We start from the raw sequence: 24155 nt of genomic DNA, 5'->3' as shown, positions 1-24155 counted from the left end.
AATATTTAGCATTATGACAACTCAACACAATAAGAGTGTAGATGCCATACGGGCGATGGCACTACAAACGGGCGCTTGTAAAAAGATAAACCGCATCCAAGACTTCCCCGACCTAATCAAACTGATGTTTACCCCACAAGGGATCGAGTTCTGCCAGGGTCACAACTTCCCCGCAGTCGAAGTGTTCAGGGAGAACCAAAGCAATCTTCAAGGATTGGAAATATATGTCGACGCTGGCGACATCACGCTAAAGGGCAAGGAATATGTATGCCTGGTCGGTGATACAAAGGCCACTATCGAGGCTTCTCGGCCTCAATTCACGCATACAATCATATTGATGCACGGCGCACGAGCCCAGATCAACGCAAAAGACTACGCCGTGCTGAATATCGTAAATATCAGCGGGGAGTATTCGGTAAATAAGGATGGAACCGTTATTGTGTTATAGATAAAGCCGGGATTAATCCCGGCTTTATTCTACAAAGGCAAATTCGCCTAATAAAACATCAAAAATCATCATGCATTCCCATATAGTCCTTAATCTTATCGCATAAATCTATTATATATATTGGAGTAATGGTATTCAGTGCTTTTAATGCCTTGTATTTATTGCTCATACTCATCTTGGATAAATTTACTTGCCTTAATTGTTCAAATAGATTCTTGCGATCAGACTTGCGTTTTGTCTTATTTAGAGCTGCATAATATAGCTTTGCTGCTTCGTCATATTTACTTATCACAGCGCTATCGCGTTGGTATGACGCATAAATTTCAGAAATAGTATAAGAATATATCTCGGTTTTTATCTTTGCATCCCCATATGTAAAATAAGGTGTGTTTATTAAGCCATAATCAGACCATGCACACCAGAAGGAAATCCAGTCAAATTGTGGGGTTTCAAATAAATTAGAAAAGGTTGTTATTTTAATATCAGAGATTGAATACCGATATTTATAATCTTTACAGTCAATTTTTATTTTATAGGTAATGAACGATACCATACGATAATTGGAATCGTAATTGTTTCGAATATAATCACCTATTTTAGCTCGTCCTGATGCAATTATTGTCCTATTATCGTTATTTCGTAGGGTAATATCAAAATCATCGAAAAGAAGTGCAAACATATTTTGTGCCCGCCCAAATAGTATTACTGCACTATCTCTTGATTCAACAATTTCCTGCACGACCCCCTTTTCATTCGCTTGATGTGGTGTGGCGTGTGTATGTAACAACGGAAATATACTAAGTGCGATTACAAGGCATTCTAAAGAAAACAATCGAATGAACCCTCGCGCATTATCCTTATGCTTCATATCCCTCGTAGTAATAAGACTGTTCGATGCCTTTGAAAATCACCTCCCGATCATCCGTGCGGTCGGTCAATGCCTGGCCGAGCAAGGCGCGTAATTCCAGGTCATTGATCGGGCTGCGCTCCATAGCCTGCAAATACAAATCCTTATCCACCTTCCGCCAGTCCACAACCTGCATCAATCGTTTTTTCAGCATCATGTCGAGCCAAATGCGGGTTGCTCGTCCGTTGCCCTCCATGAACGGGTGGGCGATGTTCATTTCGACGTATTTCGCAATTATTTCCTCAAAGGTTGTTTCCGGCATTTGCTCGATCACCGGGAGGATGGCACCCAGATAAAGGCAATTTGCAAATCGGAAACCACCCTTTGCGATATTCAGCGTCCGGATTTTTCCGGCAAAGTCGTACAACCCACCGAACAAATAGCGGTGAATCTCACAAAGCCCGGCCACGGTTCCGACCTCTATGCGGTCGATGTCCCCCGATTCGAATAGGGCGCGCGCCTGTTCGAGGCTTTGGGCGTCTATTTGGTCTGTTTTCTTTCCCATAATTTATTCTCCCTTCTCCACCTTGATAAGTTTGCCGCAATGCGGGCAGGTGATTGTGTTCGTCGGTTGAGGGGCGAAAAGTTCCGGAACCGATACGCCGAGGGCGACGGCTATCTGTTCAATGCGTTCAAGTGTTGGATTACCCGAAAGCGACTTTGATAAAGCACCCTCGCTAATGCCAATTTTTACCGCAAGTTCTTTTGCGGTCATTCCTTTACGCCTCAATAAATCCTTAAGTTGTAACATAGTTGCAATATATTATAAGTTCTCCAAGTGCAAATATAGGGCAAAATATCCATAAAATACAATTTCAGCAAAAAAAATCGCAATTTACGTAAACTTTCTTGCTCTTTTATTTGGTTGTTAATTTCATTATACGTAAATTTGCATTGTAATAATTGAAGTAAACGTAAAGACTATGAAAGCAACCTACAACCTCTCGAAGATCATGAAAAACGCCTGGTATCTGAAACGCGCCAACGTCTCAATGTCGTTCTCGACCTGCCTCAAGAAGGCTTGGCGCAATGAGAAGTTGGCGATCATGACGGCGAAGATAGAGAACCGCCCGACGGAGCAGCCGAAGGCCACGGAGTACCGCCCCGAGCTGTTGATAGTGCCCGCGGACTATTACGGCAACAGCAGAACGTACTACGGCGACTAAAAAATAGCGAGATTCAACCAAAATCACGATAAAATTATGAAAGAGAACGTAAACACGACGAGTTCCCCGGAAATAGATTGGCGGGCGGAGTATTGGAAAGGTGTACGCGATTACATCGAACAGGGTGATCGCCTTATCAAGGCACAGCAGCGAATAGTCGAACTAACAAAAGAGCTTATAGAATGCCGTGATATTTTGGCCGGCAGGCGCACAATCAATCAATACCAGTGCAAAACCAGCAAACTAAGTTAATACCATGACCACAGCATTAACCCCGTCCGATCTTCGGGCGATAGCCCGCAAAGCGGCCGATTACATTACCTTCCACTGCGACGGCCTCAGCAGGGGATTTGAGATTACCCACAAGGGATATATAGCCTTCATCAACTACGAGGCGAAGATGTGCAACGACGAGAGGCAAGACCTCGTGCTGGTTCCGGCGGTATGGGACGCCGAAGGCAAAGAGTATCCCGATATATCCGAAGCCTTGCAATTAATGTTGAACTAATCATCTACGGTTATGATCTACGAACTATCCTTTGAAGGGTATACGGTGGGGTATTTCCCCACCGAGGCCGAAGCCGTCCACCGGGCAGGTTACCTCCCAAAAGGCAGGTACACGATCCGAGAATGGGAAAGGGGTGGCGATGTTTTGATGTTTCACCCACAAACCAACAGGGAATATGAGTTCACAAACGAATAAACCCTCCGACTTTAACAGCCTTTCGGAACTTTACATGAAAGCCAGCGAAGCCCGGTTTCAATTACTCCAAGAACGTAGCGAATTAGTCATGGAGATTATCGAACTACGGATGCAACTGCAAGAACTGCGGGCGCAGGTATCGCCGAGCAAGGCCGCCCAAAAGCCGAAAGGATTATTAATGAAACTTACCCGATAAAAAACTATTGTATTATGAACAGAGACCAAATTTTACGACGGAACGACGAGATAACTGCGGAGACAGATGCGGTAATACGCAGAGGGAAAGAGATTGTGTCCAAATTGGAGAGCGGCGCAATAAAACCGGATGCTCCACAGGTAAAGGAGGTACTCCAGCAACTTATAGAGCGACGGAGGATCGGCAACGAATTTAATGCAGAACTAACCCGGTTGGTGCATGAACAGAGCGACGAACCCACCCGCACCCCACGTTGAGGAATTCCGCATATACCCCGAGGATGCCCCAGCCGTCAATCCGGGCGGCTGGGTTGGTTGTTGGCGTCTATTGTGTCCAAAATACACAAAGGTTACACAAAGGGTAAAAGGTTGTGCCGGCGTCGTTATTCCCGACGCTCTAACGATTCGTTATACCGATTGGATAAAACCCCTAAAAACCGCTAAGGTTTTGCTAAGGGTAAAATGGTGAGATTACGGGGTGGTTACGGGGAGGGTATTTTCAATTTGGACACCGAAAAATCGACTTTGAAACGACTTGATGATCCCAAGGTTACCCCAAGGAAAAACAAGCCTAAAACAAGCGTAAAGCGTAAAACAACGGTAAGGTTACGGTAAGGGTAAAACAAAAACAACGTCAAGGTTACGTCAAGGGTAAAACGGAAACAACGGCAAGATTACGGCAAGGGTATAAAGAATTACAACGAGGTTACAACGAGGGGAAAATCAACCCCAAACAAGGATAATTTTTGCACGTCACTACGCGCGCGTGCGCGAGGCAATAGAACTCACGAATCCTTTTACAGGTATATCAGTTGAATTTTCCGACATCTATGCGCGCGCGTGCGAGATGAAACCGGACGCCGGCCAGCTCTTAATGTGGGTTTCTGCGACTTATCGAACAATTTAATGCGTTTGTGTGGTGTTTTTATGGGGTATCGTGTGAACTTTTAGAACAATAAGACGGAAGCACGCCGGCCAGCCCTGCGCCTTCGTCGTCGTTTCGTTCGCGTCCCCGAGCTGGAATAGGTGCCGTATCAAATGAAAATTACGGTAAGGTTAGGGGGCAATCGCAGTTTGTAAAGATGTGTTTAATTTGTGTACCTGCTAATAAAAGAAAAACCACCTACATCGCTGTAAGTGGTTGATTTTGAGAGTGACACCGACAGGACTCAAACCTGTAACCTTCTGATCCGTAGTCAGATGCTCTATTCAATTAAGCTACGGTGCCGAATTGCAGGTGCAAATATAGGGTGAAAATCCTAAACACGCAAATTATTCCGTAAATTTTTTAATAAAAAGATGTCTCATTTTGTGCCGGAAGTATACATTATCCGGATTATCAGTGGGTTATTGCCGCGGCTATTCCAGCATTTCGGCGAGTTTCTTCGAAAGCTCCCCGCCGCGCAGGTTCTTCGCTACGATGATGCCGTCGGGCGAGATCAGGAAGTTCGCGGGGATCGACGTGATCCCGTAGGCTGCGGCAGCCGTGCTCCGTTTGTCCGCATCGATGCCCTGGACATTGATCCACGGCATGTCGTTGGCCGATGTGAACGACCGCCATTTCGCCTCGTCGTTGTCGAGCGAGACGGCGTAAATTTCAAACCCCTTGGCTTTGTAGGCGGCGTATGCCTCGCGCAGGTGGGGGATCTCGTGGCAGCAGGGGGCGCACCACGTCGCCCAGAAGTCGAGCAAAACCCAGCGTCCCGGTTCCACCAGCGACGAGAGCGATATGGGTTCGCCTTGCGTGTCGGTCAGCGTGAGGTTCGTAAAGCGGTGGCCGATCTGCGCGTTTTCGAATCCCGCCAGTTCCTTTTGCAGTTCCTGCATGATCGTATGCGCCTGCATTCCGGGTGAGAACGCAGTCATACAGGGCCTTATCTGCGCCCGTCGGGTGTCGTCCTGCAGCATATTCGGGAATTCATAGGCTGAGAAGAGCCATAGGCCGAAGATATTGTCGAGGTTGGCATTCATCATCGCGCGGGGAATCTCCTCAAAGCGTGCGAAGATGGCTTCGACTTCCTCGTGCGGAGTGGCCGGCGTCATTTTGATGTATTCGTTGCGGAGCGCCTCCAGTTTCCTGTTTAGCAGCAGCAGGCTGTCATTCAAAGGTGTGCCCGTCGCTTCATACACGCCCTCTTCGCGGGGTTCCAGCCGGATGTCGCCCGCTTCCAGAAAGATAAGCGTGGGCGTCAGGAGCCGGTCGCGGTCGCTCAGAGTGGCGATGTCGGTGCCGGCGACCTTGCCCTTGAGCCTGAACGTCGTGTCGGTAGCCATTACGCCGGAGCCGATTATGGATTTGTTGCTGGCGAAGAGGAATACCGAGTCGCCCGGTGCGAGGCCGTAATGGCCCGAGACAGTGTAGTTCGAACCCCCGCAATTGCATAACAGGAATGCGGCGGACAGGAGGACGGTGATTATTTTCATGGTTAGTAATTCGGGGGCTATTTTATCTCCCGGTCGGGATGGTCTTTCAGGAATTTCTCCCAACTCTGGGAGCCGCGTTTCGAAGCTGCCTTTTTTCCGCCGCCCAGCCCTTTTACGCGCTCGTCGCCCAGAGCTGTGTTGAGCGGGCTGGCCGTTGTGAAGTGGTGGCACAAGGCGACGGCCATGCCGTCCGTGGCATCGAGCCGTCTGGGGGGCTGATCTATCGAGAGGATACGGCAGACGATGGCGGCGACCTGTTCCTTGGCGGCGGAACCGCGCCCCGTGATGCTTTGCTTGATGCGCATCGGGGCGTATTCCGAAACGGCGAGGCCGCGGCTCAGCGCAGCTGCCATAGCCACGCCCTGCGCCCGCCCGAGTTTGAGCATCGACTGCACGTTTTCGCCGAAGAAGGGCGATTCCAGCGCCACTTCGCGCGGGGCGTACTGGTCAATCAGCGCCCCGACCCGCTCGAAGATATAACGTAGCTTGGCATAGGGATCGGTCAGTTTGTGCAGGTCGATGTCTCCCAGTACGACGGAACGGACGTTGCGCCCCTCGATCTCCAGCACCCCGTACCCCATGTAATTGGTGCCGGGGTCGATGCCCATGATGCGGTATGTCTCCTGATGTTGCATTTTTTTAAGCAGGTTGTTATCCTTTCGTTATTCGGAATAAAGACAGGCGCTTCTTCCGATATTTCAATATGTGGGATGCCTCGCCGCAGCGGATGAAGATCCGGTAGTCGGAAGCATCCCGAATTTGCGTGCTGGAATATATTTCCGGCGTTGCATGGTGTTCGGGCCGATGGATGTCCGTAAGGCCGTGCTCGTGTTTTCGGGCAGGGGCGTTTCGGCTTTTTGCAAAGAACCGTTCCGGCGGCCCTGAGCGGAGGCGGACGGGTATCCCCGCGCAGGACGGATTACTCGGCGAGCAATTCGGCGACTTTGCTGCAAAGGTCTTCGCCGCGCAGGTTCTTGGCGACGATCCGGCCCTGGGCGTCGATCAGGAAATTCGACGGGATGCTTTGCACGGCATAGTCTTTCGCCGCGAGGTTGTCGAAGCCGTTGAGGTCGCTGACCTGCACCCAGCCCATGCCGTGCTCGCGGATGGCGCCGAGCCATTTGTCGTTGTCGTTGTCCAGCGATACGCCGTATATTTCGAAGCCCTGGCCGTGGAACTTGTCGTAAGCCTGCTTCAGATGGGGAACCTCCTCCATGCAGGGGCCGCACCACGATGCCCAGAAGTCCACGAGCGTGTATTTGTTGGCCGGGTTGTCGATCACCGAGGTCAGGGTAACGATCTGCCCGTCGGCATCGCCCTGCATGATGTTCATGTAGGGCTGGCCGATGTCGGTCTTGAGGCGTTGCGCCGCAACCGTCCTGAGCGCGGCTAACTCCCGGGACTTTTGCATCCCCGGCGAAAATTCGGCGATCCGGTCGAGCAGCTCCTGTCCCGAAAGCGTGGGGGCCATCCCTTCCAGGGCCATGATTCCGAACGCATTGTCGCGGTTGGCTTCCGCCGTTTTGCGGGGGAGCCCGCCCAGTTCGTCTTCGATCTCCCGGCGACGTCCTTCGGAGGTGCCTTCCCGGTGGTATTCATCCATCAGCGTCATGGCCGACGCCCGGAAAGCGGCGCTTGCATCGTTTGCCGGAGTGCCCGTCACACGCGTTGACCCGGCCGGGGCGTCGGGGTTGTCCTCGATCGAGACTGTCCCCGGTTCGGGGAAAAACATCGTCCCGAACCGCTGTGCATCCCTTTCGCGGGAATCGGTGACGGTGCGCCGGGCGGTGATGTCCGCCGGGCCTTCGAAGCGGAACTTGCCGCCTTCGACGACGGCCGAGTCGATCAGGCTGTCGCCCTCGAACATGTAGACGGTGCCTTCGAGCCCGGCGATGTGGCCTTCAACGACGTATTTGGATCCGGTGCCGCAACCGCATAACAGGACTGCGGCCGATGCGAAAAGGAGTGTTTTTTTCATAAGACGGGGTGGTTTTATCGAAAAGCCCCTCCGGGGCATTTGCGGCTCGGAGGGGCTTTTTATTCGGGACGGGCTACTTTCCGAGGAGCTCTTCCACTTTCTTGTAGAGGTCTTCGCCGCGCAGGTTTCTGGCTACGATCTTGCCCTGGGCGTCGATCAGGAAATTCGACGGGATGCCCTGTACCGCATAGTCTTTGGCAGCCTGGTTGTCAAACCGTTGCAGCTCGCTGACATGAATCCACTCCATGCCGTTGTCCTTGACGGCGGCGAGCCACTTGTCGCGGTCGCGGTCGAACGAGACACCGTAGATTTCGAAGCCTTTTTTGTGGAACTTGTCGTAGGTCTGCTTCAGGTGGGGAACCTCACCCATGCAGGGGCCGCACCACGAAGCCCAGAAGTCCACGAGCGTGTACTTGTTGGCCGGGTTGTCGATCACCGACTTGAGCGATACGGGCTCTCCTTCGGCGTTGTTCTGCACGATGTCGATGTAGGGCTGGCCGACGTCGGTCTTGAGCTTTTGTTCGGCCGAGGTTTTCAGCTCGGTCAGTTCCTTGGTCTGCTGCATCTCGGGCGAGAACTTGGCGATTTCGTCCAGGGTTTCCTGTCCCGAAAGTTCGTAGGCCCGGTTGGGCATCAGTACCACGCCGAAGAAATTGTCGCGGTTGTTGTCGATTGTCGTAAGAGTCAGTTGCTCGAACTCCTTTTCGATGGCCTCGCGGCGTTCGTCGGTCGTAGCCTGGTCGCGGTATTCCTTGATCAGGGTGCGGCTGGCTGCCGAATAGGCGTCGCTGGCGTCGTTGGCCGGCGTTCCGGTGGTATGGCGGACTTGTGCGTCCTCGGCGTCGCTCTTGATCGAAATATTGCCCGGTTCGAGGATGAACTGCATGGCGAATGCCTGCGGCTGTCCCTCGCGCGAGTCGAGCAGGTAATGTACGGCCGGCGCCCCGGCGTTGCCCCGGAACTGGAACTTGCCGGCCTTGACGGCTGCCGAGTCGATCAGGCTGTCGCCCTGGTACAGGTAGACCGTTCCCTCGAGCCCGGCGATGTCGCCGTCGATGATGTATTTGGGCTGGTTGCTGCAACTGCACAGCACGACTGCGGCTGTTGCGAATAGAAATAATTTTTTCATAATGCGAAGGTATTGGTTATTTTTTTGATGCTGCGAGTTGCTTCTCCAGCTCGTTCACGCGTTTTTCGAGTTCGGGCAGCCGTTTGAAGACCGTCGCCGAACGGTGGTACTGCATGCCGGGCAGCGCCGGGTAGCCGAAACGGATCTCACCGTCGGGCACGTCCTTGTCCAGGCCGCTCTTCGAGCCGATCTTCACATTGTTGCCGACGTTGACATGGTCGGCGATGCCCACCTGCCCCGCGAGGAAGCAGTTGCTGCCCACCTTCGAGGTGCCTGCGATGCCGGTCTGTGCCGACGAGACGGTGTTCTCGCCGACCTGCACGTTGTGGCCGATCTGGATCAGGTTGTCCAGTTTCACGCCCCGCCGGATGACCGTCGAATCGGTTTTGGCGCGGTCGATGCAGGTATTGGCGCCGATCTCCACGTCGTCTTCGATCACGACGTTGCCCAACTGGGGGATCTTGTCGAACCCGCCTGCGGCATTGGGCATGAATCCGAATCCGTCGGCGCCGATCACGGCGCCCGCGTGCAGGATGCAGTTGCGGCCGATAAGGCAGCCTTCGTAGACCTTGACCCCCGGATAGAGGATCGTGCCTTCTCCCACACTTACGCCCGTTCCGAGGTATACCTGCGGATAGATCTGGCATCCGTTGCCGATCTTCACGCCGGCTTCGACGACCGCGAAGTCGCCTATGTAGCACCCTTCGCCCACCTGGGCTTCGGCGCAGACCGAGGCCAGCGGGCTTATGCCGCTGCGGCGGGGTTTTGCGGCATTGTACATTTCGAGGAGTTTCAGGACGCAGGCGCCTGCGTCGTCGACCTTGATGAGCGTCGCCGAAAGCGGCTGCACGGGTTCGAACGTGCGGTTGACCAGCACGACCGACGCTCCGGTAGTGTAAATATAGGCTTCGTATTTGGGATTGGTAAGATAGCTGAGCGAGCCGGCCTTGCCTTCCTCGATCGAAGATACGGTGTGTACTTTCGCCTCTTTGTTGCCGACGATTTCACCGCCCAGGAATCCGGCGATCATTTCGGCTGTGAATTCCATCATAAAATAATTATAGGTATTTGTTAATATCTACTCCCACGGGCATGAACTCTTCCACCGAACGGCCGAACGAAAGCACTTCGCGTACCGTCGACGACGAAATGTCGGCCACGGGCGCCGGGGTGAACAGCATCACGGTCGTGATGTCGGGGTAGATCCGGTGGTTGGTGGCCTCCATCGTGCGTTCGTATTCGAAGTCGGTTGTGTTCCGCACGCCGCGGATAATGGCGCAGGCTCCCATCTCCTCGGCGAATTCGCCCGTGAGCCCCGTGTAAATCCGGGCTTCGACACGCGTATTCCCGGCATAGAGGTCGTCGATCAGCCGTTTGCGGTTGGCGACGGTCAGCAAACCCTGTTTCGAGGTGTTGTTGCCGATGCCGATGACTACGCGGTCGAAGAGGTTGAGGGCCTCGTCGACCAATGCCGCATGGCCGCGGGTGAACGGGTCGAACGACCCGGGGAAAATAGCAGACCTTTCCATATCGGACAAAGGTAATAATATTTGGGAATACCGGATTAAAAAATGCGAATTAATTTACCGTTCGAACTTTACATAGTCCGAATAAATGATCCGCGTATGCGGATTCGACGATACGATCTCCTGGCGCAGGGCCTTCGTGCCCCAGCGGATGAAGAGGAAGCGCCGCGGGACGCGGTGCACGACCTGCCGCAGGGTGTCGGTGCTCTGCACGCGGCAGGCGACCGAGTCGGTGCGGATACGCCCTTCGACCGTAACCCAGGCGTCGCGCCAGCGGAACAGTTTCAGGGTGTCGCGGATTCGGAGCGTGTCCCGGCGGAGCAGGACGACGGTGTCGCGGACGGGCGTGCGCAGGTCGACGCTCGTGGCGGTGACTGTTTTGGCGACGGCTTCCAGCCTCCGGAGCCTGATGCCGAGGCGGCGGATGGTGTCGGCATCCCCGGCGCGGAGGCGTTCGAATTCGGCGCAGCGCAGACGCAATGCCTGCACCGAGGCTGCCTCCTGTCCCAGCCGGGTGCGGTAGTGTTCGATGCCCGAGGCCAGGGCATTCTGGTTCTGTGTGAGGCGGCGGGTTTCGTGGCGGTAACGGGTATAGCCGTATGCCAGCAGCGCCGTTGTGAGGACGGCGTAAAGGAAAAGGTATTTTTTCATGGTTTCCGGGTTTTGCGGCGAAGATAGCGCGTGCCCTCCCGGGTGGGTTTCTACATATTCGGAAACAGCCCGCGGAGCGCCCCGGCGATGCGTTCGGCGAAGATGGCCATGTAGGGCTGCCCGTCGCAGCGGGAAAGGGCGGTGACGCCCCGGTGGTCGATGAAGAAAAGTTCGTCCATGCGCGGCAGGTCGTCGCGCCCGACGGGCGAAGCGGCCAGTTCCAGCCCGGCGGCGCGGATGCTCCTGACTGCAAGGCTGCGCCCGATGCTCGTTTCGCCCGGCGGGACGTAGACCCGCTTGCCCCGGATGGCGAACAGCGCCGCTTCGTCGGCCGCCATGAGAGTCCCGTTGCGGTCGCAGCGTACGGCGACGCTCGCACCCTGCAACCCGGCATATTGCCGTGCCAGCTCTACGGCAGCCTCGCGTGCCGAGGTGGGGGCGTCGAACAGCGGCGGTTCGTATTGCAGCGTCACGGCTTCGGGCATCAGGCTGCGCAGATCGTAGCCGCGGTAGAGCGAAACGCCTTCGAATTCCAGCCGCAGGATGCCCGATGCCGGCAGGACGAGCCGTACGAATTTCGAACGGTCGCTGCCGGGGGCTTCCCGTCCGGCCACCGCCGCGACGGCCGTCCCGACCTCCCGGGCGTCGTGTGGCCCCGGGCACCCGAAGAGCGTGCGCGACCAGCGGTCGAGTACGGCCAGGTGTTCCCGCAGGCAGAGGCACTCCCCGTCGAGGACATGTACGGTCTGGTATAGGTAGACTTCCCGCATCAGAGCATGAAGATTTTGAGCAGCAGTTCGCGCAGCAGTTCGCCGTCCGATGCACCTCCGGCGTTCATGCCCTTGCTCTTGGCGTCGTATTCGCGCAGCAGGCCGAGGATGTTGAATACCTTGCGGTTGTCCCAGTTGACGGCGTTCTGCTTGATCTCGCCGATGACGTAGACGTTGCTCTTCTTGAGGATGCGCATCAGCTCCGTGTCGGGCGGGAATGCGACCCCCTTGTGCCGCGAGAGCCAGCGGAGGTAGTTCACGACGAACATCTCCTTGAACTGCCCGAAAAGCGCCAGTACGGTGACCAGCAGCGGGTTGTCCTTGGGGTTGCGGGCGAAATGCTCGGCGATCATCAGCGCCCGCGCCATGTCCCGGGTCGCCACGGCCTTGCACAGCTCGAAGTTGTTGTAGTCCTTCGAGATGCCGATGTTGGCCTCGATGTCGGCGTCGGTGATGCGCTTCGTGCCTTCGGGCAGCGAGACGACCAGTTTGCCCAGCTCGTTCGAGATTTTCGAAATGTCGGTGCCCAGGTGGTCGGTCAGCATCGACAGCGCCTTCGTGTCAATGGCCAACCCTTTCCCGGCGATGAATCGCTGGAGCCACGAGGCGATCTCGTAGTCGCGCGGGCGCACCGACTCGAGCACCGCGCCGTTGGCGGCGCAACCCTTGTAGAAGGCCGAACGCCTGTCGGCGTTTTTCTCCTTGTGGCAGATTACGAGGATCGTCGTCGGCGATGGCTTCTGGGTGTAGAGCGAGAGCTTGTCCAGCCCGCGCAGCTGCTGCGCCTCCTTGAGGATGACGACCTGGTAGGAGCCCATCATCGGCATCTGGCGGCAGAGGTTGATGACCTGCCCCGCCTCGGAGTCCTTGCCGTAGACAGTGAGCTGGTTGAAAGCCCGTTCGGCTTCGCCCAGCACGGTCGTGGCTATCTGCTCGGCGATGGCGTCGATGAAGTAGCTCTCTTCGCCCATGAGCAGGTAGATGGGGACGAACCGCCGTGCGGCGATCTGGCCGGCGAGTTGTTCGTATGCGGCGACGGAATCCTTGAATTTCAGTGCGCTTTTAGCCATGTCAGACGATTTCTTTGGTGATACGCAGCACGTTCTCCGTGTCGGGCGTCAGGCGGTAGCGGTCGTCGATGCGGCGGCCGACGAGCCATACGATCTCGCCGCCCGACAGCAGTACGAACTGCCGCTGTTTTTCGGCCATCGAGACCTTGGCGTCGATCAAAAAATCGCTCACTTTCTTGCGCCCCGTCATGCCGAACGGCACGAAGGAGTCGCCTTCGCGCCAGCGGCGCAGCGTGAGCGGGAATTGCAAACGGTCGGCGTCGACCTGGGCGATATGCTCCGGCACGCCGAAATTCTTGATCGTGTCGATGTCCGTATATTCGAAGTAGAGCACCGAATTGCCGCAGTAGCTCCGCTGTGCGCCCCTTTCCACCTGCGTCATGCAGGCGTCGTCGGGGGTGATCGGCGCCACGACGATCTTGCCGCGGTCGACGTAGGCCACCCGTTCGCGCGAGTAGAAGCGTCGCCCCGTCATATCGTGCCGGAGCGAATGGCAGAGCGAGTCGACGACGTCGCCCTTGAACCCGTAGGCCGAACTCAGCAACTCGTAAATCACGAACTCCTGCGGGAATGCCGGGTCGATGCGGTCGAGGTGGATCGTGTCGAACCCGTCCGCCGAAGTCACCGCCTCGCCGCGGATACGTTCGATGCCGTGGTTGATGAACAGCTGGGCATCGGTCAGGCGTGCCAGGTTGCGGCTCATGAGGCTCGTGAACTTGGGGTTGATCTCCCGGATGCGGGGGATCAGTCCGAGCCGGATCTTGTTGCGCAGGTATTTGGTCGAGCGGTTCGACGAATCCTCACGGAACGGGATGCGGTTGGCCACGGCATATTCGAGGATCTCCTTGCGCGAGGCGAACATCAGCGGACGGATGATCCTGCCCACCTGCGTCGAGATGCCCGTCAGCCCGCGCAGCCCCGTGCCGCGCAGCAGGTTGATGAAGAACGTCTCGATCGAGTCGTCGGCATGGTGGGCGATCGCCACGGCCGTGTAGCCCTGACCGCGGCTCAGGGTGTCGAACCACGCATAGCGCAGGCGCCGTGCCGCCATTTCCATCGACTCGCCCGTGCGTTCCATTTCGGCCGTGGTTTCGAACCGCTTGTTGTAGAATTCCACGCCGTATTTCTTCGCCTCTTCTTCCACCAGCACTTCGTCCTCGTCGCTCTCGGCGCCCCGCAGCTGGAAATTGCAGTGCGCCACGCCCACCGAATAGCCGCTGCGGGTGAAAAGCGACAGCATGACCATCGAATCCACGCCCCCCGAAACGGTCAGCAGGATGCGGTCGTCGTGCGTCGCCAGGTCATTCTCGGCGACATACCTCTGGAAAGCCTCTAAAAGTGCCATATTACAATATGTTGACTTCTGTGTCTATCTCTATGCCGAACTTTTCGTGTACGCGGGCCTGTACCATACGGGCGAAATCGAGTATCTCGCCGCCCGTGGCGCCTCCCAGGTTCACCAATACCAGTGCCTGCCGTTCATGGATGCCGACCCGTCCGCTTCGACAGCCTTTCAGCCCCGCCTTGTCGATGAGCCACCCGGCGGCGAGTTTGGCCTTGCCCGAAAGGGCGGCGGGGTAGAGCGGCATGTCGGGCCAGCTGGCCCGCAATTGTTGCGCCACGGATTCATCGACGACCGGGTTTTTGAAGAAGCTCCCCGCATTGCCCGTCACCTTCGGGTCGGGTAGTTTGGCGCGGCGGATGGCGCAGATTGCCTCGCGGATGTTGCGCAGCGTCGTGCCGCCGCGGGCCTCGACCTCGCGCTCCACGTCGCCGTACCCCAGCCGGGGTTGCGGCGTGCGCGAAAGGCGGATGTCGACCGCCGTGATGACGACACGTCCCCGCAGGTCGTGCTTGAAGATGCTTTCGCGGTAACCGAAACAGCAGTGCGCGGCGTCGAGCGTCATGCATTTGCAGTTTTCCACACAGAACATGTGTACCCGCTCGATCGCGTCCTTCGCCTCGCAGCCGTAGGCGCCGATGTTCTGAACGGGCGCCGCCCCGGCCTTGCCCGGGATCAGCGAGAGGTTTTCGAGCCCCCACAATCCGCGCTGTACGGCCCACTCCACCAGGTCGTCCCATTCGACCCCGGCGTCGGCGCGCACGTGTACCGTGCCCTCCTCTTCGCCGAGCAGGGCGATCCGCTGCGAGACGGGGGTCAGCAGAAGCCCGTCGTAGTCCCGTGTGAAAAGTATGTTGTTGCCGCCGCTCAGGACTCTCCAGCGGTCGGGGATCCCGCCGCCGAAAATCGCGTGCAGATCCTCCTCGGTCTCGAATTCGGCGAGCCGGGCGGCGTGCTGCTCGACGCCGAAACTGTTGCGTCCGCGCAGGCTGGTTTGGTGAAATTCTCGGATCATGATGTGCAAAGTTAGAAATTATTTCGTTATCTTTGAAGATAATTCCGATCCGACGAAAAACTAAAGACGATAGAACCATGTTTACCGAAAAAGATTTACAGCAGATCGAAAAACACGGGCTGACCCCCGATGCGGTCGAGCGCCAGCTGGAGAATTTCCGCCGCGGGTTCCCCTTCCTGAAGGTTGTGCGCGCCGCATCGCCCGGCGACGGGGTGATGGTCGTGGGCGACGCGGAGGCTGCCGCCGCCGTGGCGCGTTATGAACGGGAGGCCGACCGCCTGGGCATTGTGAAATTCGTGCCAGCCTCGGGTGCCGCGACCCGTATGTTCAAGGAGTTGTTCGAGTTCGTCAACGAGGGTAAGCGCGGCAAGGGCATCGACACGTTGCTGGACAATATCGGGCGCTTCGCCTTCTGGCCGGAACTCAAGGCCGTGCTGCCGCCCGATGCCGACGACAAGGCAACCGTGCGTGCCATCGTAAAGGACGGGCTCGGCTACGGGCAGAAGCCCAAGGGGCTGGTGACCTTCCATGCCTATCCCGAAGGGGCGCGCAAGGCGGTCGAGGAGCACCTGGTGGAGGGCGCGGTCTATGCCGCGGCCAGAGGCGTGGCCCGGATCCATTTCACCGTGTCGCCCGAGCACATCGCGGGCTTCGAAACCCTCCTGGCGGAAAAGGTACCCGTGTACGAACAGCGTTTCGGCATCCGTTACGACATCTCGTTCTCGGTGCAGAAACCTTCGACCGATACGATTGCCGTCAATCCCGACAACACCCCTTTCCGGCAGGACGACGGCACGCTGCTGTTCCGTCCGGCGGGGCACGGCGCGTTAGTCGAGAACCTGAACGAAATCGACGCCGACCTGGTGTTCATCAAGAACATCGACAACGTGACGACCGATGCGCGGCGCGGCGATACGATCCGCTATAAAAAGGTATTGGCCGGCATCCTGCTGGATTTGCAGGATCGGGCTTTCGAGTACCTCAAAGCGCTCGAGGTGGGCGGTGCCGAGCTGGAGCCGATCGTGGAGTTCATCGAACAGCGTTTGTGCGTCAAACTGCCCGCCGACTACGATTCTGCCCTGTTGCGCGCCGTGCTCGACCGTCCGATCCGTGTCTGCGGCATGGTTCGCAACGAAGGCGAACCGGGAGGCGGCCCGTTCTGGGCTTCGAACGCCGACGGCACGCAGTCGCTCCAGATCGCCGAGTCGAGCCAGATCGCACCCGCCGACCAGCCGCTGATGAAGGCCGCGACGCATTTCAATCCCGTAGACCTCGTGTGCGGCGTCCGGGATTCCAAGGGGCGCAAGTTCGACCTGCGGCGTTATACCGACCCTGCGACGGGCTTTATCTCGTCCAAGTCGAGCGGTGGCCGCGAATTGCGTGCGCAGGAGTTGCCCGGTTTGTGGAACGGCACGATGTCGCGGTGGAACACCATCTTCGTGGATGTGCCCATCACGACCTTCTCGCCCGTGAAAGTCGTGCAGGATTTGCTGCGTCCCCAGCACCAGTGACCCCTGTGCGAACCCGATAAGGCGGATGCCGCGTGAGCGGCGTCCGTTTTTTGTGGGGCTGCCGCCTTCCCGCGGGGCCGTCCGTTTTTTTACGGCGCCGGTGGGCTTTTACGGGGCAGCCTGCGGCGGGCGGCGGGTTTCCCGGCCGTAAGACACTTCATTTCGCTTCGAAACTTCTTCTTTTTGTTCTTGAATTTTGTCAAAAAAGGACAAATTATTGCAGTGTGCCTCAGTTTTCTGATAATCTTTTATATATTTGTGTGCATATTTTGAAAAACGATAATCAAAACTAAATAACACTATGGAAAACAAACTTCAGGAGCTGACCAAAAAGCTCTACGACGAGGGGCTGGAGAAAGGCCGTGCCGAAGCCGACCGTCTGGTCGGGGAGGCTAAGAACGAGGCGGCGAAGATCGTCGCCGAAGCCCGTGCCCAGGCCGAGGAGATCGTCAAGAAGGCCCGCGACAAGGCCGAAGATGTCGAGAAGAACACGATGACCGAGATCGCACTCGCGGGCAAGCAGGCCGCTGCGAAGATCAAGTCGGAGATCGCTTCGATGATCGTGGCCAAGGCCACTGCGGCCGGGGTGAAGGAGGCTGCGCTCGATCCCGCATTCATCAAGGAGATGCTGCTCGCCGTGGCCAGGAACTGGAACGGTGCCGATGCGGGCAAAGTGGAGTTGAAAGCCCTGTTGCCCGAGGCGGAGCGTACTAAACTCGACGCGGCGTTCGGCAAGAGCGCCCAGGAACTGCTCGCCGCCGGTATCGAAGTGGGCTATTCGAAGGAGGTGAAGAGCGGGTTCAAGGTAGGTGCCAAGGACGGCGGCTACTACATCTCGTTCTCCGATGCCGATTTCGACGCCTTGCTGGGCGAATACCTGCGCGAGAAAGTATCGGACATGCTTTTTAAGGCGTGACGCTATGTTCGCGACGAATTATTATTGTCTGGTAGCCGGGCTGAAGGAGTATTCGCTCGATGCCGACACCAAGGGTTTCGATGCCAAGGCCATCGTCGGGGAGATCCTCGAAGGGGTGGACGGGGCCGATGCCGACGCGGTGCGGCTGTTGTACGGCTATTACGACTGTGAGAATATCGCTTCGCTGCGTGCGGGGCGCTCGGCGCACAATCCGCTGGGTAACTTCACACGCGAGGAGCTGGAAGAGGAGGTGAAGGCTCCCCGGCGCCTGCCGGCGCCCGTAGCCCGCGTGTTGCGCGCCTTTGCCGACCCCGAAGGCGAGGATGCCGAGGAGGTCGATACGGCCGGGCGCTTCGAGAGTGCGCTCTTCGGAGCCTACTACGAGGCTTGCAGCCGTTCCCGGAGCCGTTTCCTCCGCGCATGGTCGGAGTTCGACCGCAACCTGCGCAATGTGACGGCCGCCGTGACGGCCCGTGCGGCGGGGCGGCCCGTCGAGGAGGTGACCGTCGGCGGGGGCGATGTGGTCGAACAGTTGGAGCGCAGCTCGGCTGCCGATTTCGGATTGCGGGGCGAGTTGCCCTACATCGACGCCATGATCGCTGCCGTGAACGACGAGGCCAACCTCGTGGAGAAGGAGCACAAGATCGACCTGATCCGCTGGAACGAAGCCGTGGAACTGGCGACGTTCGACTATTTCGACATTAATTCCATCCTGTCGTATCTGGCGCGTGTCAACATCGTGGCGCGCTGGACGCAGCTCGATGCGGTGCGCGGACGCGAGATGTTCGAGCGCCTGATGGCCGAGCTGGATGGCAAAGGGCTGATAGAAAATAAACAATAGGATAATTCATGAAAACTACAGGACGTGTAAATGGTATCATCTCCAATATCGTGATCGTCAAGGCCAACGGAGCCGTGGGCCAGAACGAGATATGCTACGTATATACGGGGGATACCAAAATGATGGCCGAGGTCATCAAGGTCGTAGGCGACAGTGCCTATGTCCAGGTTTTTGACAGCACCCGGGGACTGAAGATCGGCGACAGGGTCGAGTTCGAGGGACATATGCTCGAAGTGACGCTCGCTCCGGGCCTTTTGTCGCGCAACTACGACGGTCTGCAGAACGACCTCGAAAAGATGGAAGGCCTGTTCATCGCGCGCGGTTCGATCACCGAACCGGTCGATTTCTCGGCCCAATGGGAGTTCGCCCCGCTGGCGAAGGCGGGCGACAAGGTCTCGGCCGCATCGTGGCTGGGCGAGGTCAAGGAGCAGTGGGTGAGCCACAAGATCATGGTGCCTTTCACGATGACCGGCAATTATACGGTCAAGAGCATCGTTGCGGCCGGGAAATACAAAGTTACGGACACGGTTGCCGTGGTGACCGACGACGAAGGCCGGGAGCACGGGATCACGATGGTGCAGAAATGGCCGGTCAAGCAGGCCGTGCGCTGCTACGTCGAGAAGCCGCGCCCCTCGCGTGTGATGGTGACGGGCGTCCGTGCCATCGACACCTTCAATCCGATGGCCGAGGGTGGTACGGGTTTTATCCCCGGGCCTTTCGGCGCCGGCAAGACAGTGCTCCAGCACGCTATTTCGAAGCAGGCCGATGCCGATATCATCATCATGGTGGCGTGCGGCGAGCGTGCCAACGAGGTGGTGGAGATTTTCAAGGAGTTCCCCGAGTTGATCGACCCCCGGACGGGGCACAACCTGATGGAGCGTACGATCATCGTCTGCAATACGTCGAACATGCCCGTTGCGGCGCGTGAGGCGTCGGTGTATACGGGTATGGCGATCGGCGAATACTACCGTGCCATGGGGCTCAAGGTGCTCGTGATGGCCGACTCGACGTCGCGCTGGGCGCAGGCGCTGCGCGAGATGTCGAACCGTCTGGAGGAGCTTCCCGGACAGGACGCCTTCCCGATGGATCTTTCGGCGATCATCTCGAACTTCTACTCGCGTGCGGGCCTTGTGAAACTCACCAACGGCCAGACCGGTTCGGTGACCTTCCTTGGGACGGTGTCGCCCGCGGGCGGTAACCTCAAGGAGCCGGTGACCGAATCCACCAAGAAGGCGGCGCGTTGTTTCTACGCCCTTTCGCAGGGGCGCGCCGACTCGAAGCGCTACCCGGCCATCGACCCGCTGGAATCCTACTCGAAATATCTCGAGTACCCCGAGATCCGCGAATACCTCGACGATCATATCGAGAAGGACTGGGTAGACCTCGTGTATGCCGGCAAGACCATCGTGCAGCGCGGCAAGGAGGCCAACGACCAGATCAACATCCTGGGTGACGACGGCGTGCCGGTGGAGTACCACGAACGTTTCTGGAAGTCGGAGCTGATCGACTTCGTGATCCTCCAGCAGGACGCTTTCGACGACATCGATGCCAACTGTCCGATCGAGCGCCAGAAGATGATGTATAAAATGGTGCTCGACATCTGCCGGAAGGATTTCGCCTTCGCCGATTTCGAAGAGTGCTCGCAGTTCTTCAAGGGTCTTATCAACCTCTTCCGCCAGATGAACTATTCGCAGTGGCAGTCGGAGAAGTTCAACGGCTACCTGAAGCAGATCGAGGAGTATGTGAGTGAAAAAACAAAATAAGCTTTAGACCATGACAACACGAGCTTTTCAGAAAATATATACCAAAATCGATAACATCACCAAGGCGACCGTGACCCTGCGGGCGCAGGGCGTCGGCAACGACGAGCTGGCCACCGTGGGCGGCAAGCTGGCGCAGGTGGTGAAAATCATGGGCGAGAACGTGACGTTGCAGGTTTTCGCAGGTACCGAGGGGCTGGCTACCGACTCGGAAGTGGTCTTCCACGGCGAACCTCCCAAGCTGCGCGTGTCGGACAACCTCGCGGGACGCTTCTTCAACGCCTACGGCGAACCGCTCGAAGGCGGTGAGATCGTCGAGGGCGAAGCCCGCGAGATCGGCGGCCCGACGGTAAACCCGTTCCGCCGTATCCAGCCTTCGGAGCTGATCGCCACGGGTATTGCCGGTATCGACCTGAACAACACGATCGTTACGGGGCAGAAGATCCCTTTCTTCGCCGACCCCGACCAGCCCTATAACGCCGTAATGGCCAATGTGGCGCTGCGTGCCAAGGCCGACAAGATCATCCTGGGCGGCATGGGACTCTCCAACGACGACTTCCTCTATTTCAAGTCGGTGTTCGAGAATGCCGGTGCGCTCGACCGTATCGTGTCGTTCGTCAACACGACCGAGAACCCGCCCGTGGAGCGGTTGCTCGTCCCCGACATGGCGCTTACGGCCGCCGAGTACTTCGCGGTGGACAAGGGCGAGAAGGTGCTTGTCCTGCTGACCGACATGACGCTCTATGCCGATGCGCTGGCCATCGTGTCGAACCGTATGGATCAGATCCCGTCGAAGGACTCGATGCCCGGTTCGCTCTACTCCGACCTGGCCAAGATCTACGAGAAGGCGGTGCAGCTGCCCAACGGCGGCTCGATCACGATCATCGCCGTGACGACCCTGTCGGGCGGCGACATCACGCACGCCATCCCCGACAACACGGGTTACATCACCGAAGGCCAGCTGTTCCTGAGGAACGATTCCGACACGGGCAAGGTCATCGTCGACCCGTTCCGTTCGCTTTCGCGTCTGAAGCAGCTCGTGATCGGCAAGAAGACCCGCGAAGACCATCCGCAGGTGATGAACGCCTGCGTGCGTCTGTACGCCGATGCCGCCAATGCCAAGACCAAGCTCGAGAACGGTTTCGACCTCTCGGACTACGACGAGCGTACGCTGAAATTCGCGTTCGACTATTCGGAGAAACTCCTTTCGATCGACGTCAATATCGGCATCACCGAGATGCTCGACACGGCATGGGGGCTCTTTGCCAAATATTTCTCCAAGGAGGAAGTTGCGATCAAGGAGGAACTCATCAAAAAGTATTGGAAAGAAGCGTAAGGCACGATGGCAATCAAATTTCAATATAACAAGACCTCGCTCGGCGACCTCGGCAAACAGCTGAAAATGCGGCAGAAGGCGCTCCCTACGATCAAAAGTAAGGAGTCGGCCCTGCGCTCCGAGGTGAAGAAGGCGAAGGACTCCGCGGGCGATTACCGCCGTCGGCTCGATGCCCTGAAGGCCGAGTACGACTACATGGTATCGCTCTGGGGAGAGTTTGATTGTGACCTCTTGCGCATCGCTGATGTCGAACTTTCGGTACAGAAGATCGCGGGTGTGCGTACACCCGTCTTGCAGGACGTGAAATTCGAGGAGAAGCCCTACGACCTCTTTTCGTCGCCCGTATGGTTCGCCGACGGAATCGATATCCTCAAGCGCATGGCGCAGCTGGGAATCGAATTCGAGGTGTATAACCGCAAGATGGAGTTGCTGGATCACGCACGCCGTAAAACCACTCAGAAGGTGAACTTGTACGAAAAGGTGCAGATACCCGGGTACGAGGACGCCATACGTAAGATCAAACGCTTCATGGAAGACGAGGAGAACCTTTCCAAGTCGGCCCAGAAGATCGTGAAAACCAAACAGCAACAGGCCGGGGAGGGCGCGATGTTATGATAGCGAAAATGGCAAAATACGACTTTGTGCTCTATGCGGCCCAAAGTGAGGATTTTATCGAGAAGCTGCGCGAACTGGGCCTTGTCGACATCACGACGACGGGCTGGGAGCCTTCGGAGGAAGACCGGCAACTGCTGCTCGATATCGAGGGGCATACGAAGGCCGCCGACTTTCTGCGGAATTTCCGTGCCGGGGAAGGTCGTTTCGAGGCCGGTGCGAAACCCTTCGCCTCGGGTGCCGAGGCCTATGAGCACTATGCCGCCGCACACCAGAAGGCCACGGCGCTCGCCGCCGAGATCGCCCGCCTGGAGAAGTCGGCCGACGAGCTGCGGCCGTGGGGCGAGTTCTCGCCCGAGCGTACGAAGGCGCTGGCTTCGCAGGGCATCGTGCTACGCTATTTCTTCACCCCGAAGAGCAACTATGACAAGTTCGGGCCCGAATGGTCGGAACGCTATACGCTTTCGCTGATCAACCGTACCGATTCTACGGCTTATTTCGTCGTCGTGACGGCCCCGGGCGAGGATGTGACGCTCGATGCGCAGGAGATGAAGGCTCCTTCGATGGACGTCCGCGAGGCGGAACGCCGTATCGCCGAGGCGAAGCAGGAATTGCGGGCTCTCGACGCCGAATTCTCGCGCGTGGCGGCTTCGGAGAAGTTGCTCGCGGCACACGCTGCGCAGCTGAAGGAACGCTTGCAGGGCGTGCGCGTGAAAGCCACGGCGCAGCAGGCCGCCGACGGTACGCTGGTCGTCATGGAGGGCTGGGCCGAGAAGGAGACCTCCGACAAGGTCGACGCCCTGCTGGAGGCGTATCCCAATGTCGTTTATCTCAAGGGAGACCCTACGCCCGAGGACGATACGCCCGTGAAGCTCAAGAATAACCGGTTCGCGCGCGTTTTCGAACTGGTGGGCGACATGTATGCCCGGCCGAAATACGGCACGATGGATCTCACGCCGTTCTTCGCACCGTTCTACGTGCTTTTCTTCGGCATCTGCCTGAACGATGCCGGCTACGGTGCTATCCTGGCGCTGCTGGGAGCCTGGATGCTCTCCAAGAACCGCAAGCCCGGCATGATGCGCCAGGCCGCGTGGTTCGCCACGCTGTGCGGCGTGTCGACGATCCTCTTCGGGCTGCTGTGCGGTTCGTTCTTCGGCATCAGCATGTCGAAATGGTTCCCGTCGATCCATTTCTTCGATTTCCAGGGCCAGTTCTTCTCGATCGCGCTGGCCATCGGCCTCGTGCAGATCATGTTCGGCATGGTGCTCAAGATCGTCATGATCTCCTCCACCGTCGGGTTCCGCTATTCGCTCGGTTCGCTGGGGTGGCTGCTGGTCATTTTGGGCGGGAGCCTTGCCGCCGGACTGCCGATGCTCAACCCCGGGTGGGTGATCCCGTTCTATACCACCTCCTCGCCTGCGTTCTATGCGACGCTCGGCGTGGGTGCGGTGCTGATGCTGTTCTTCAATTCGCCGGGTAAGAACCCGCTGCTGAATTTCGGGCTGGGATTGTGGGACACCTATAATAACCTCACGGGTATCCTCTCCGACGTGTTGTCATATATCCGTCTGTTCGCCATCGGCCTCTCGGGCGGTATCCTCGCCACGGTGTTCAATGCGCTTGCCGCCGGGTTCGTGCCTGAAGGTTCGGGCATCGTCGTGCGGCTGCTGATCATGATCCCGATCCTGCTGATCGGCCACGGCATCAACCTCTTCATGTCGACCATTTCGTCGTTCGTGCACCCGATGCGTCTGACGTTCGTCGAGTTCTACAAAAACGCGGGCTTCGAAATGTCGATGCGTTCGTTCGAGCCCTTGCAGAAAATAGATAATTCGGAAAACAAATAACAACTAAA

General features: G+C 57.4%; 27 protein-coding genes and 1 tRNA gene. 13 read left to right on the top strand and 15 right to left on the bottom strand.

What is annotated here, in order from left to right; genetic code table 11:
* Positions 1 to 13 precede the first annotated feature (13 nt).
* Positions 14 to 448, top strand: coding sequence for a hypothetical protein (locus DW189_RS04900; RefSeq protein ID WP_055205020.1), 435 nt, complete (start codon positions 14 to 16; stop codon positions 446 to 448).
* Positions 449 to 506: 58 nt separating this feature from the next.
* On the opposite strand, the gene DW189_RS04895 is transcribed toward DW189_RS04900, so the two are convergent.
* The 3 genes from DW189_RS04895 to DW189_RS04885 are packed head-to-tail and all read right to left on the bottom strand — an operon-like array spanning position 507 to position 2106.
* Entirely contained in the window at positions 507 to 1316 is an 810-nt protein-coding gene (locus tag DW189_RS04895) for a DUF4468 domain-containing protein (RefSeq protein WP_082426833.1), read from the bottom strand.
* Complete coding sequence (gene fic, locus DW189_RS04890) at positions 1306 to 1860, bottom strand: protein adenylyltransferase Fic (protein ID WP_018697240.1); 555 nt, start codon at positions 1858 to 1860, stop codon at positions 1306 to 1308. Before fic ends, DW189_RS04895 begins: the two co-directional genes overlap by 11 nt.
* A 3-nt stretch (positions 1861 to 1863) precedes the next feature.
* Positions 1864 to 2106, bottom strand: coding sequence for a helix-turn-helix domain-containing protein (locus DW189_RS04885; protein WP_018697239.1), 243 nt, complete (start codon positions 2104 to 2106; stop codon positions 1864 to 1866).
* Between the two features lie 172 nt (positions 2107 to 2278).
* On the opposite strand from DW189_RS04885, the gene DW189_RS04880 reads away from it, so the two are divergent.
* Genes DW189_RS04880 through DW189_RS14220 form a run of 5 tightly spaced genes read left to right on the top strand, consistent with a single transcriptional unit; the run spans position 2279 to position 3420 of the window.
* The gene (locus DW189_RS04880; protein ID WP_055205049.1) at positions 2279 to 2521 is read left to right on the top strand and encodes a hypothetical protein; all 243 of its coding nucleotides are present in this window, start codon (positions 2279 to 2281) and stop codon (positions 2519 to 2521) included.
* A gap of 36 nt (positions 2522 to 2557) precedes the next feature.
* Positions 2558 to 2773 carry a hypothetical protein gene (locus DW189_RS04875; protein ID WP_117507071.1) on the top strand — a complete coding sequence of 72 codons (216 nt, stop codon included), beginning with the start codon at positions 2558 to 2560 and terminating at the stop codon, positions 2771 to 2773.
* Positions 2774 to 2777: 4 nt separating this feature from the next.
* A complete protein-coding gene (locus tag DW189_RS04870) occupies positions 2778 to 3029 on the top strand; it encodes a hypothetical protein (RefSeq protein ID WP_117507070.1) in 252 nt (83 codons plus the stop codon).
* A 12-nt stretch (positions 3030 to 3041) separates the two neighbouring features.
* Positions 3042 to 3224: a hypothetical protein gene (locus DW189_RS04865; protein ID WP_117507069.1), complete on the top strand. Its 183-nt coding sequence runs from the start codon at positions 3042 to 3044 to the stop codon at positions 3222 to 3224.
* Entirely contained in the window at positions 3205 to 3420 is a 216-nt protein-coding gene (locus DW189_RS14220) for a hypothetical protein (RefSeq protein WP_147326492.1), read from the top strand. Before DW189_RS04865 ends, DW189_RS14220 begins: the two co-directional genes overlap by 20 nt.
* 1153 nt (positions 3421 to 4573) lie before the next feature.
* On the opposite strand, the gene DW189_RS04855 is transcribed toward DW189_RS14220, so the two are convergent.
* The 12 genes from DW189_RS04855 to murB all read right to left on the bottom strand — a co-directional run bounded on the left by DW189_RS04855 (position 4574) and on the right by murB (position 15324).
* A tRNA-Arg gene (locus DW189_RS04855) sits at positions 4574 to 4647 on the bottom strand.
* 131 nt (positions 4648 to 4778) lie between these two features.
* On the bottom strand, positions 4779 to 5843 hold the full coding sequence (locus DW189_RS04850) for a TlpA disulfide reductase family protein (RefSeq protein ID WP_022331953.1): 1065 nt from the start codon (positions 5841 to 5843) through the stop codon (positions 4779 to 4781).
* 17 nt (positions 5844 to 5860) lie between these two features.
* A complete protein-coding gene (gene ruvC / locus DW189_RS04845; RefSeq protein ID WP_022331954.1) occupies positions 5861 to 6478 on the bottom strand; it encodes a crossover junction endodeoxyribonuclease RuvC in 618 nt (205 codons plus the stop codon).
* A gap of 284 nt (positions 6479 to 6762) precedes the next feature.
* A complete protein-coding gene (locus tag DW189_RS04840) occupies positions 6763 to 7821 on the bottom strand; it encodes a TlpA disulfide reductase family protein (RefSeq protein ID WP_117507067.1) in 1059 nt (352 codons plus the stop codon).
* A gap of 73 nt (positions 7822 to 7894) precedes the next feature.
* Positions 7895 to 8950, bottom strand: coding sequence for a TlpA disulfide reductase family protein (locus DW189_RS04835; protein ID WP_117507066.1), 1056 nt, complete (start codon positions 8948 to 8950; stop codon positions 7895 to 7897).
* A 16-nt stretch (positions 8951 to 8966) separates the two neighbouring features.
* The gene (gene lpxD, locus DW189_RS04830) at positions 8967 to 10001 is read right to left on the bottom strand and encodes a UDP-3-O-(3-hydroxymyristoyl)glucosamine N-acyltransferase (RefSeq protein WP_117507065.1); all 1035 of its coding nucleotides are present in this window, start codon (positions 9999 to 10001) and stop codon (positions 8967 to 8969) included.
* A 7-nt stretch (positions 10002 to 10008) separates the two neighbouring features.
* Entirely contained in the window at positions 10009 to 10479 is a 471-nt protein-coding gene (gene coaD, locus DW189_RS04825) for a pantetheine-phosphate adenylyltransferase (RefSeq protein WP_022331958.1), read from the bottom strand.
* Between the two features lie 54 nt (positions 10480 to 10533).
* Positions 10534 to 11127: a DUF6549 family protein gene (locus DW189_RS04820; protein WP_117507064.1), complete on the bottom strand. Its 594-nt coding sequence runs from the start codon at positions 11125 to 11127 to the stop codon at positions 10534 to 10536.
* Positions 11128 to 11177: 50 nt separating this feature from the next.
* Complete coding sequence (locus tag DW189_RS04815) at positions 11178 to 11897, bottom strand: aminotransferase class IV (protein ID WP_117507063.1); 720 nt, start codon at positions 11895 to 11897, stop codon at positions 11178 to 11180.
* Positions 11897 to 12967 carry a DNA polymerase III subunit delta gene (holA, locus tag DW189_RS04810; protein ID WP_117507062.1) on the bottom strand — a complete coding sequence of 357 codons (1071 nt, stop codon included), beginning with the start codon at positions 12965 to 12967 and terminating at the stop codon, positions 11897 to 11899. Before holA ends, DW189_RS04815 begins: the two co-directional genes overlap by 1 nt.
* Position 12968: 1 nt before the next feature.
* Positions 12969 to 14312 (bottom strand): tRNA lysidine(34) synthetase TilS, encoded by a 1344-nt coding sequence (gene tilS / locus DW189_RS04805; protein ID WP_055203476.1) that lies wholly within the window; start codon positions 14310 to 14312, stop codon positions 12969 to 12971.
* A 1-nt stretch (position 14313) separates the two neighbouring features.
* Entirely contained in the window at positions 14314 to 15324 is a 1011-nt protein-coding gene (gene murB / locus DW189_RS04800; protein WP_174760544.1) for a UDP-N-acetylmuramate dehydrogenase, read from the bottom strand.
* Positions 15325 to 15401: 77 nt separating this feature from the next.
* Here murB and DW189_RS04795 point away from each other — a divergent pair, with 77 nt between their 5' ends.
* The 7 genes from DW189_RS04795 (at position 15402) to DW189_RS04765 (ending at position 24147) form a co-directional block, all read left to right on the top strand.
* A complete protein-coding gene (locus DW189_RS04795; protein ID WP_022331964.1) occupies positions 15402 to 16835 on the top strand; it encodes a DUF4301 family protein in 1434 nt (477 codons plus the stop codon).
* A 301-nt stretch (positions 16836 to 17136) separates the two neighbouring features.
* Positions 17137 to 17751, top strand: coding sequence for a hypothetical protein (locus tag DW189_RS04790; RefSeq protein ID WP_117507060.1), 615 nt, complete (start codon positions 17137 to 17139; stop codon positions 17749 to 17751).
* Between the two features lie 4 nt (positions 17752 to 17755).
* On the top strand, positions 17756 to 18592 hold the full coding sequence (locus DW189_RS04785) for a DUF2764 family protein (RefSeq protein ID WP_117507059.1): 837 nt from the start codon (positions 17756 to 17758) through the stop codon (positions 18590 to 18592).
* Between the two features lie 8 nt (positions 18593 to 18600).
* Positions 18601 to 20355, top strand: a complete 1755-nt coding sequence (locus tag DW189_RS04780; protein ID WP_117507058.1) for a V-type ATP synthase subunit A — start codon at positions 18601 to 18603, stop codon at positions 20353 to 20355.
* 10 nt (positions 20356 to 20365) lie between these two features.
* On the top strand, positions 20366 to 21688 hold the full coding sequence (locus DW189_RS04775) for a V-type ATP synthase subunit B (protein WP_117507057.1): 1323 nt from the start codon (positions 20366 to 20368) through the stop codon (positions 21686 to 21688).
* Positions 21689 to 21694: 6 nt separating this feature from the next.
* Positions 21695 to 22303 (top strand): V-type ATP synthase subunit D, encoded by a 609-nt coding sequence (locus DW189_RS04770; RefSeq protein ID WP_018694793.1) that lies wholly within the window; start codon positions 21695 to 21697, stop codon positions 22301 to 22303.
* Between the two features lie 8 nt (positions 22304 to 22311).
* Entirely contained in the window at positions 22312 to 24147 is a 1836-nt protein-coding gene (locus DW189_RS04765) for a V-type ATP synthase subunit I (protein WP_162851426.1), read from the top strand.
* The last annotated feature ends 8 nt before the right edge of the window (positions 24148 to 24155 follow it).

The organism is Alistipes sp. AM16-43, assembly GCF_003435745.1.
GTDB classification, from domain to species: Bacteria; Bacteroidota; Bacteroidia; order Bacteroidales; family Rikenellaceae; genus Alistipes; species Alistipes onderdonkii.
The sequence above is the reverse complement of the archived record's forward strand: the minus strand, read 5'-3'. Positions and strand labels throughout refer to the sequence as shown.

Coding starts and splice junctions, on each gene's coding strand:
- tilS (WP_055203476.1), bottom strand. CDS start 14,312: ATGGCACTTTTAGAGGCTTTCCAGAGGTATGTCGCCGAGAATGACCTG.
- DW189_RS04835 (WP_117507066.1), bottom strand. CDS start 8,950: ATGAAAAAATTATTTCTATTCGCAACAGCCGCAGTCGTGCTGTGCAGT.
- DW189_RS04840 (WP_117507067.1), bottom strand. CDS start 7,821: ATGAAAAAAACACTCCTTTTCGCATCGGCCGCAGTCCTGTTATGCGGT.
- DW189_RS04885 (WP_018697239.1), bottom strand. CDS start 2,106: ATGTTACAACTTAAGGATTTATTGAGGCGTAAAGGAATGACCGCAAAA.
- DW189_RS04880 (WP_055205049.1), top strand. CDS start 2,279: ATGAAAGCAACCTACAACCTCTCGAAGATCATGAAAAACGCCTGGTAT.
- DW189_RS04770 (WP_018694793.1), top strand. CDS start 21,695: ATGGCAATCAAATTTCAATATAACAAGACCTCGCTCGGCGACCTCGGC.
- DW189_RS04870 (WP_117507070.1), top strand. CDS start 2,778: ATGACCACAGCATTAACCCCGTCCGATCTTCGGGCGATAGCCCGCAAA.
- DW189_RS04765 (WP_162851426.1), top strand. CDS start 22,312: ATGGCAAAATACGACTTTGTGCTCTATGCGGCCCAAAGTGAGGATTTT.
- DW189_RS04850 (WP_022331953.1), bottom strand. CDS start 5,843: ATGAAAATAATCACCGTCCTCCTGTCCGCCGCATTCCTGTTATGCAAT.
- DW189_RS14220 (WP_147326492.1), top strand. CDS start 3,205: ATGAGTTCACAAACGAATAAACCCTCCGACTTTAACAGCCTTTCGGAA.
- DW189_RS04875 (WP_117507071.1), top strand. CDS start 2,558: ATGAAAGAGAACGTAAACACGACGAGTTCCCCGGAAATAGATTGGCGG.
- DW189_RS04785 (WP_117507059.1), top strand. CDS start 17,756: ATGTTCGCGACGAATTATTATTGTCTGGTAGCCGGGCTGAAGGAGTAT.
- holA (WP_117507062.1), bottom strand. CDS start 12,967: ATGGCTAAAAGCGCACTGAAATTCAAGGATTCCGTCGCCGCATACGAA.
- DW189_RS04895 (WP_082426833.1), bottom strand. CDS start 1,316: ATGAAGCATAAGGATAATGCGCGAGGGTTCATTCGATTGTTTTCTTTA.
- DW189_RS04815 (WP_117507063.1), bottom strand. CDS start 11,897: ATGCGGGAAGTCTACCTATACCAGACCGTACATGTCCTCGACGGGGAG.
- DW189_RS04900 (WP_055205020.1), top strand. CDS start 14: ATGACAACTCAACACAATAAGAGTGTAGATGCCATACGGGCGATGGCA.
- ruvC (WP_022331954.1), bottom strand. CDS start 6,478: ATGCAACATCAGGAGACATACCGCATCATGGGCATCGACCCCGGCACC.
- DW189_RS04775 (WP_117507057.1), top strand. CDS start 20,366: ATGACAACACGAGCTTTTCAGAAAATATATACCAAAATCGATAACATC.
- DW189_RS04865 (WP_117507069.1), top strand. CDS start 3,042: ATGATCTACGAACTATCCTTTGAAGGGTATACGGTGGGGTATTTCCCC.
- DW189_RS04780 (WP_117507058.1), top strand. CDS start 18,601: ATGAAAACTACAGGACGTGTAAATGGTATCATCTCCAATATCGTGATC.
- DW189_RS04790 (WP_117507060.1), top strand. CDS start 17,137: ATGGAAAACAAACTTCAGGAGCTGACCAAAAAGCTCTACGACGAGGGG.
- murB (WP_174760544.1), bottom strand. CDS start 15,324: ATGATCCGAGAATTTCACCAAACCAGCCTGCGCGGACGCAACAGTTTC.
- coaD (WP_022331958.1), bottom strand. CDS start 10,479: ATGGAAAGGTCTGCTATTTTCCCCGGGTCGTTCGACCCGTTCACCCGC.
- lpxD (WP_117507065.1), bottom strand. CDS start 10,001: ATGATGGAATTCACAGCCGAAATGATCGCCGGATTCCTGGGCGGTGAA.
- fic (WP_018697240.1), bottom strand. CDS start 1,860: ATGGGAAAGAAAACAGACCAAATAGACGCCCAAAGCCTCGAACAGGCG.
- DW189_RS04820 (WP_117507064.1), bottom strand. CDS start 11,127: ATGAAAAAATACCTTTTCCTTTACGCCGTCCTCACAACGGCGCTGCTG.
- DW189_RS04795 (WP_022331964.1), top strand. CDS start 15,402: ATGTTTACCGAAAAAGATTTACAGCAGATCGAAAAACACGGGCTGACC.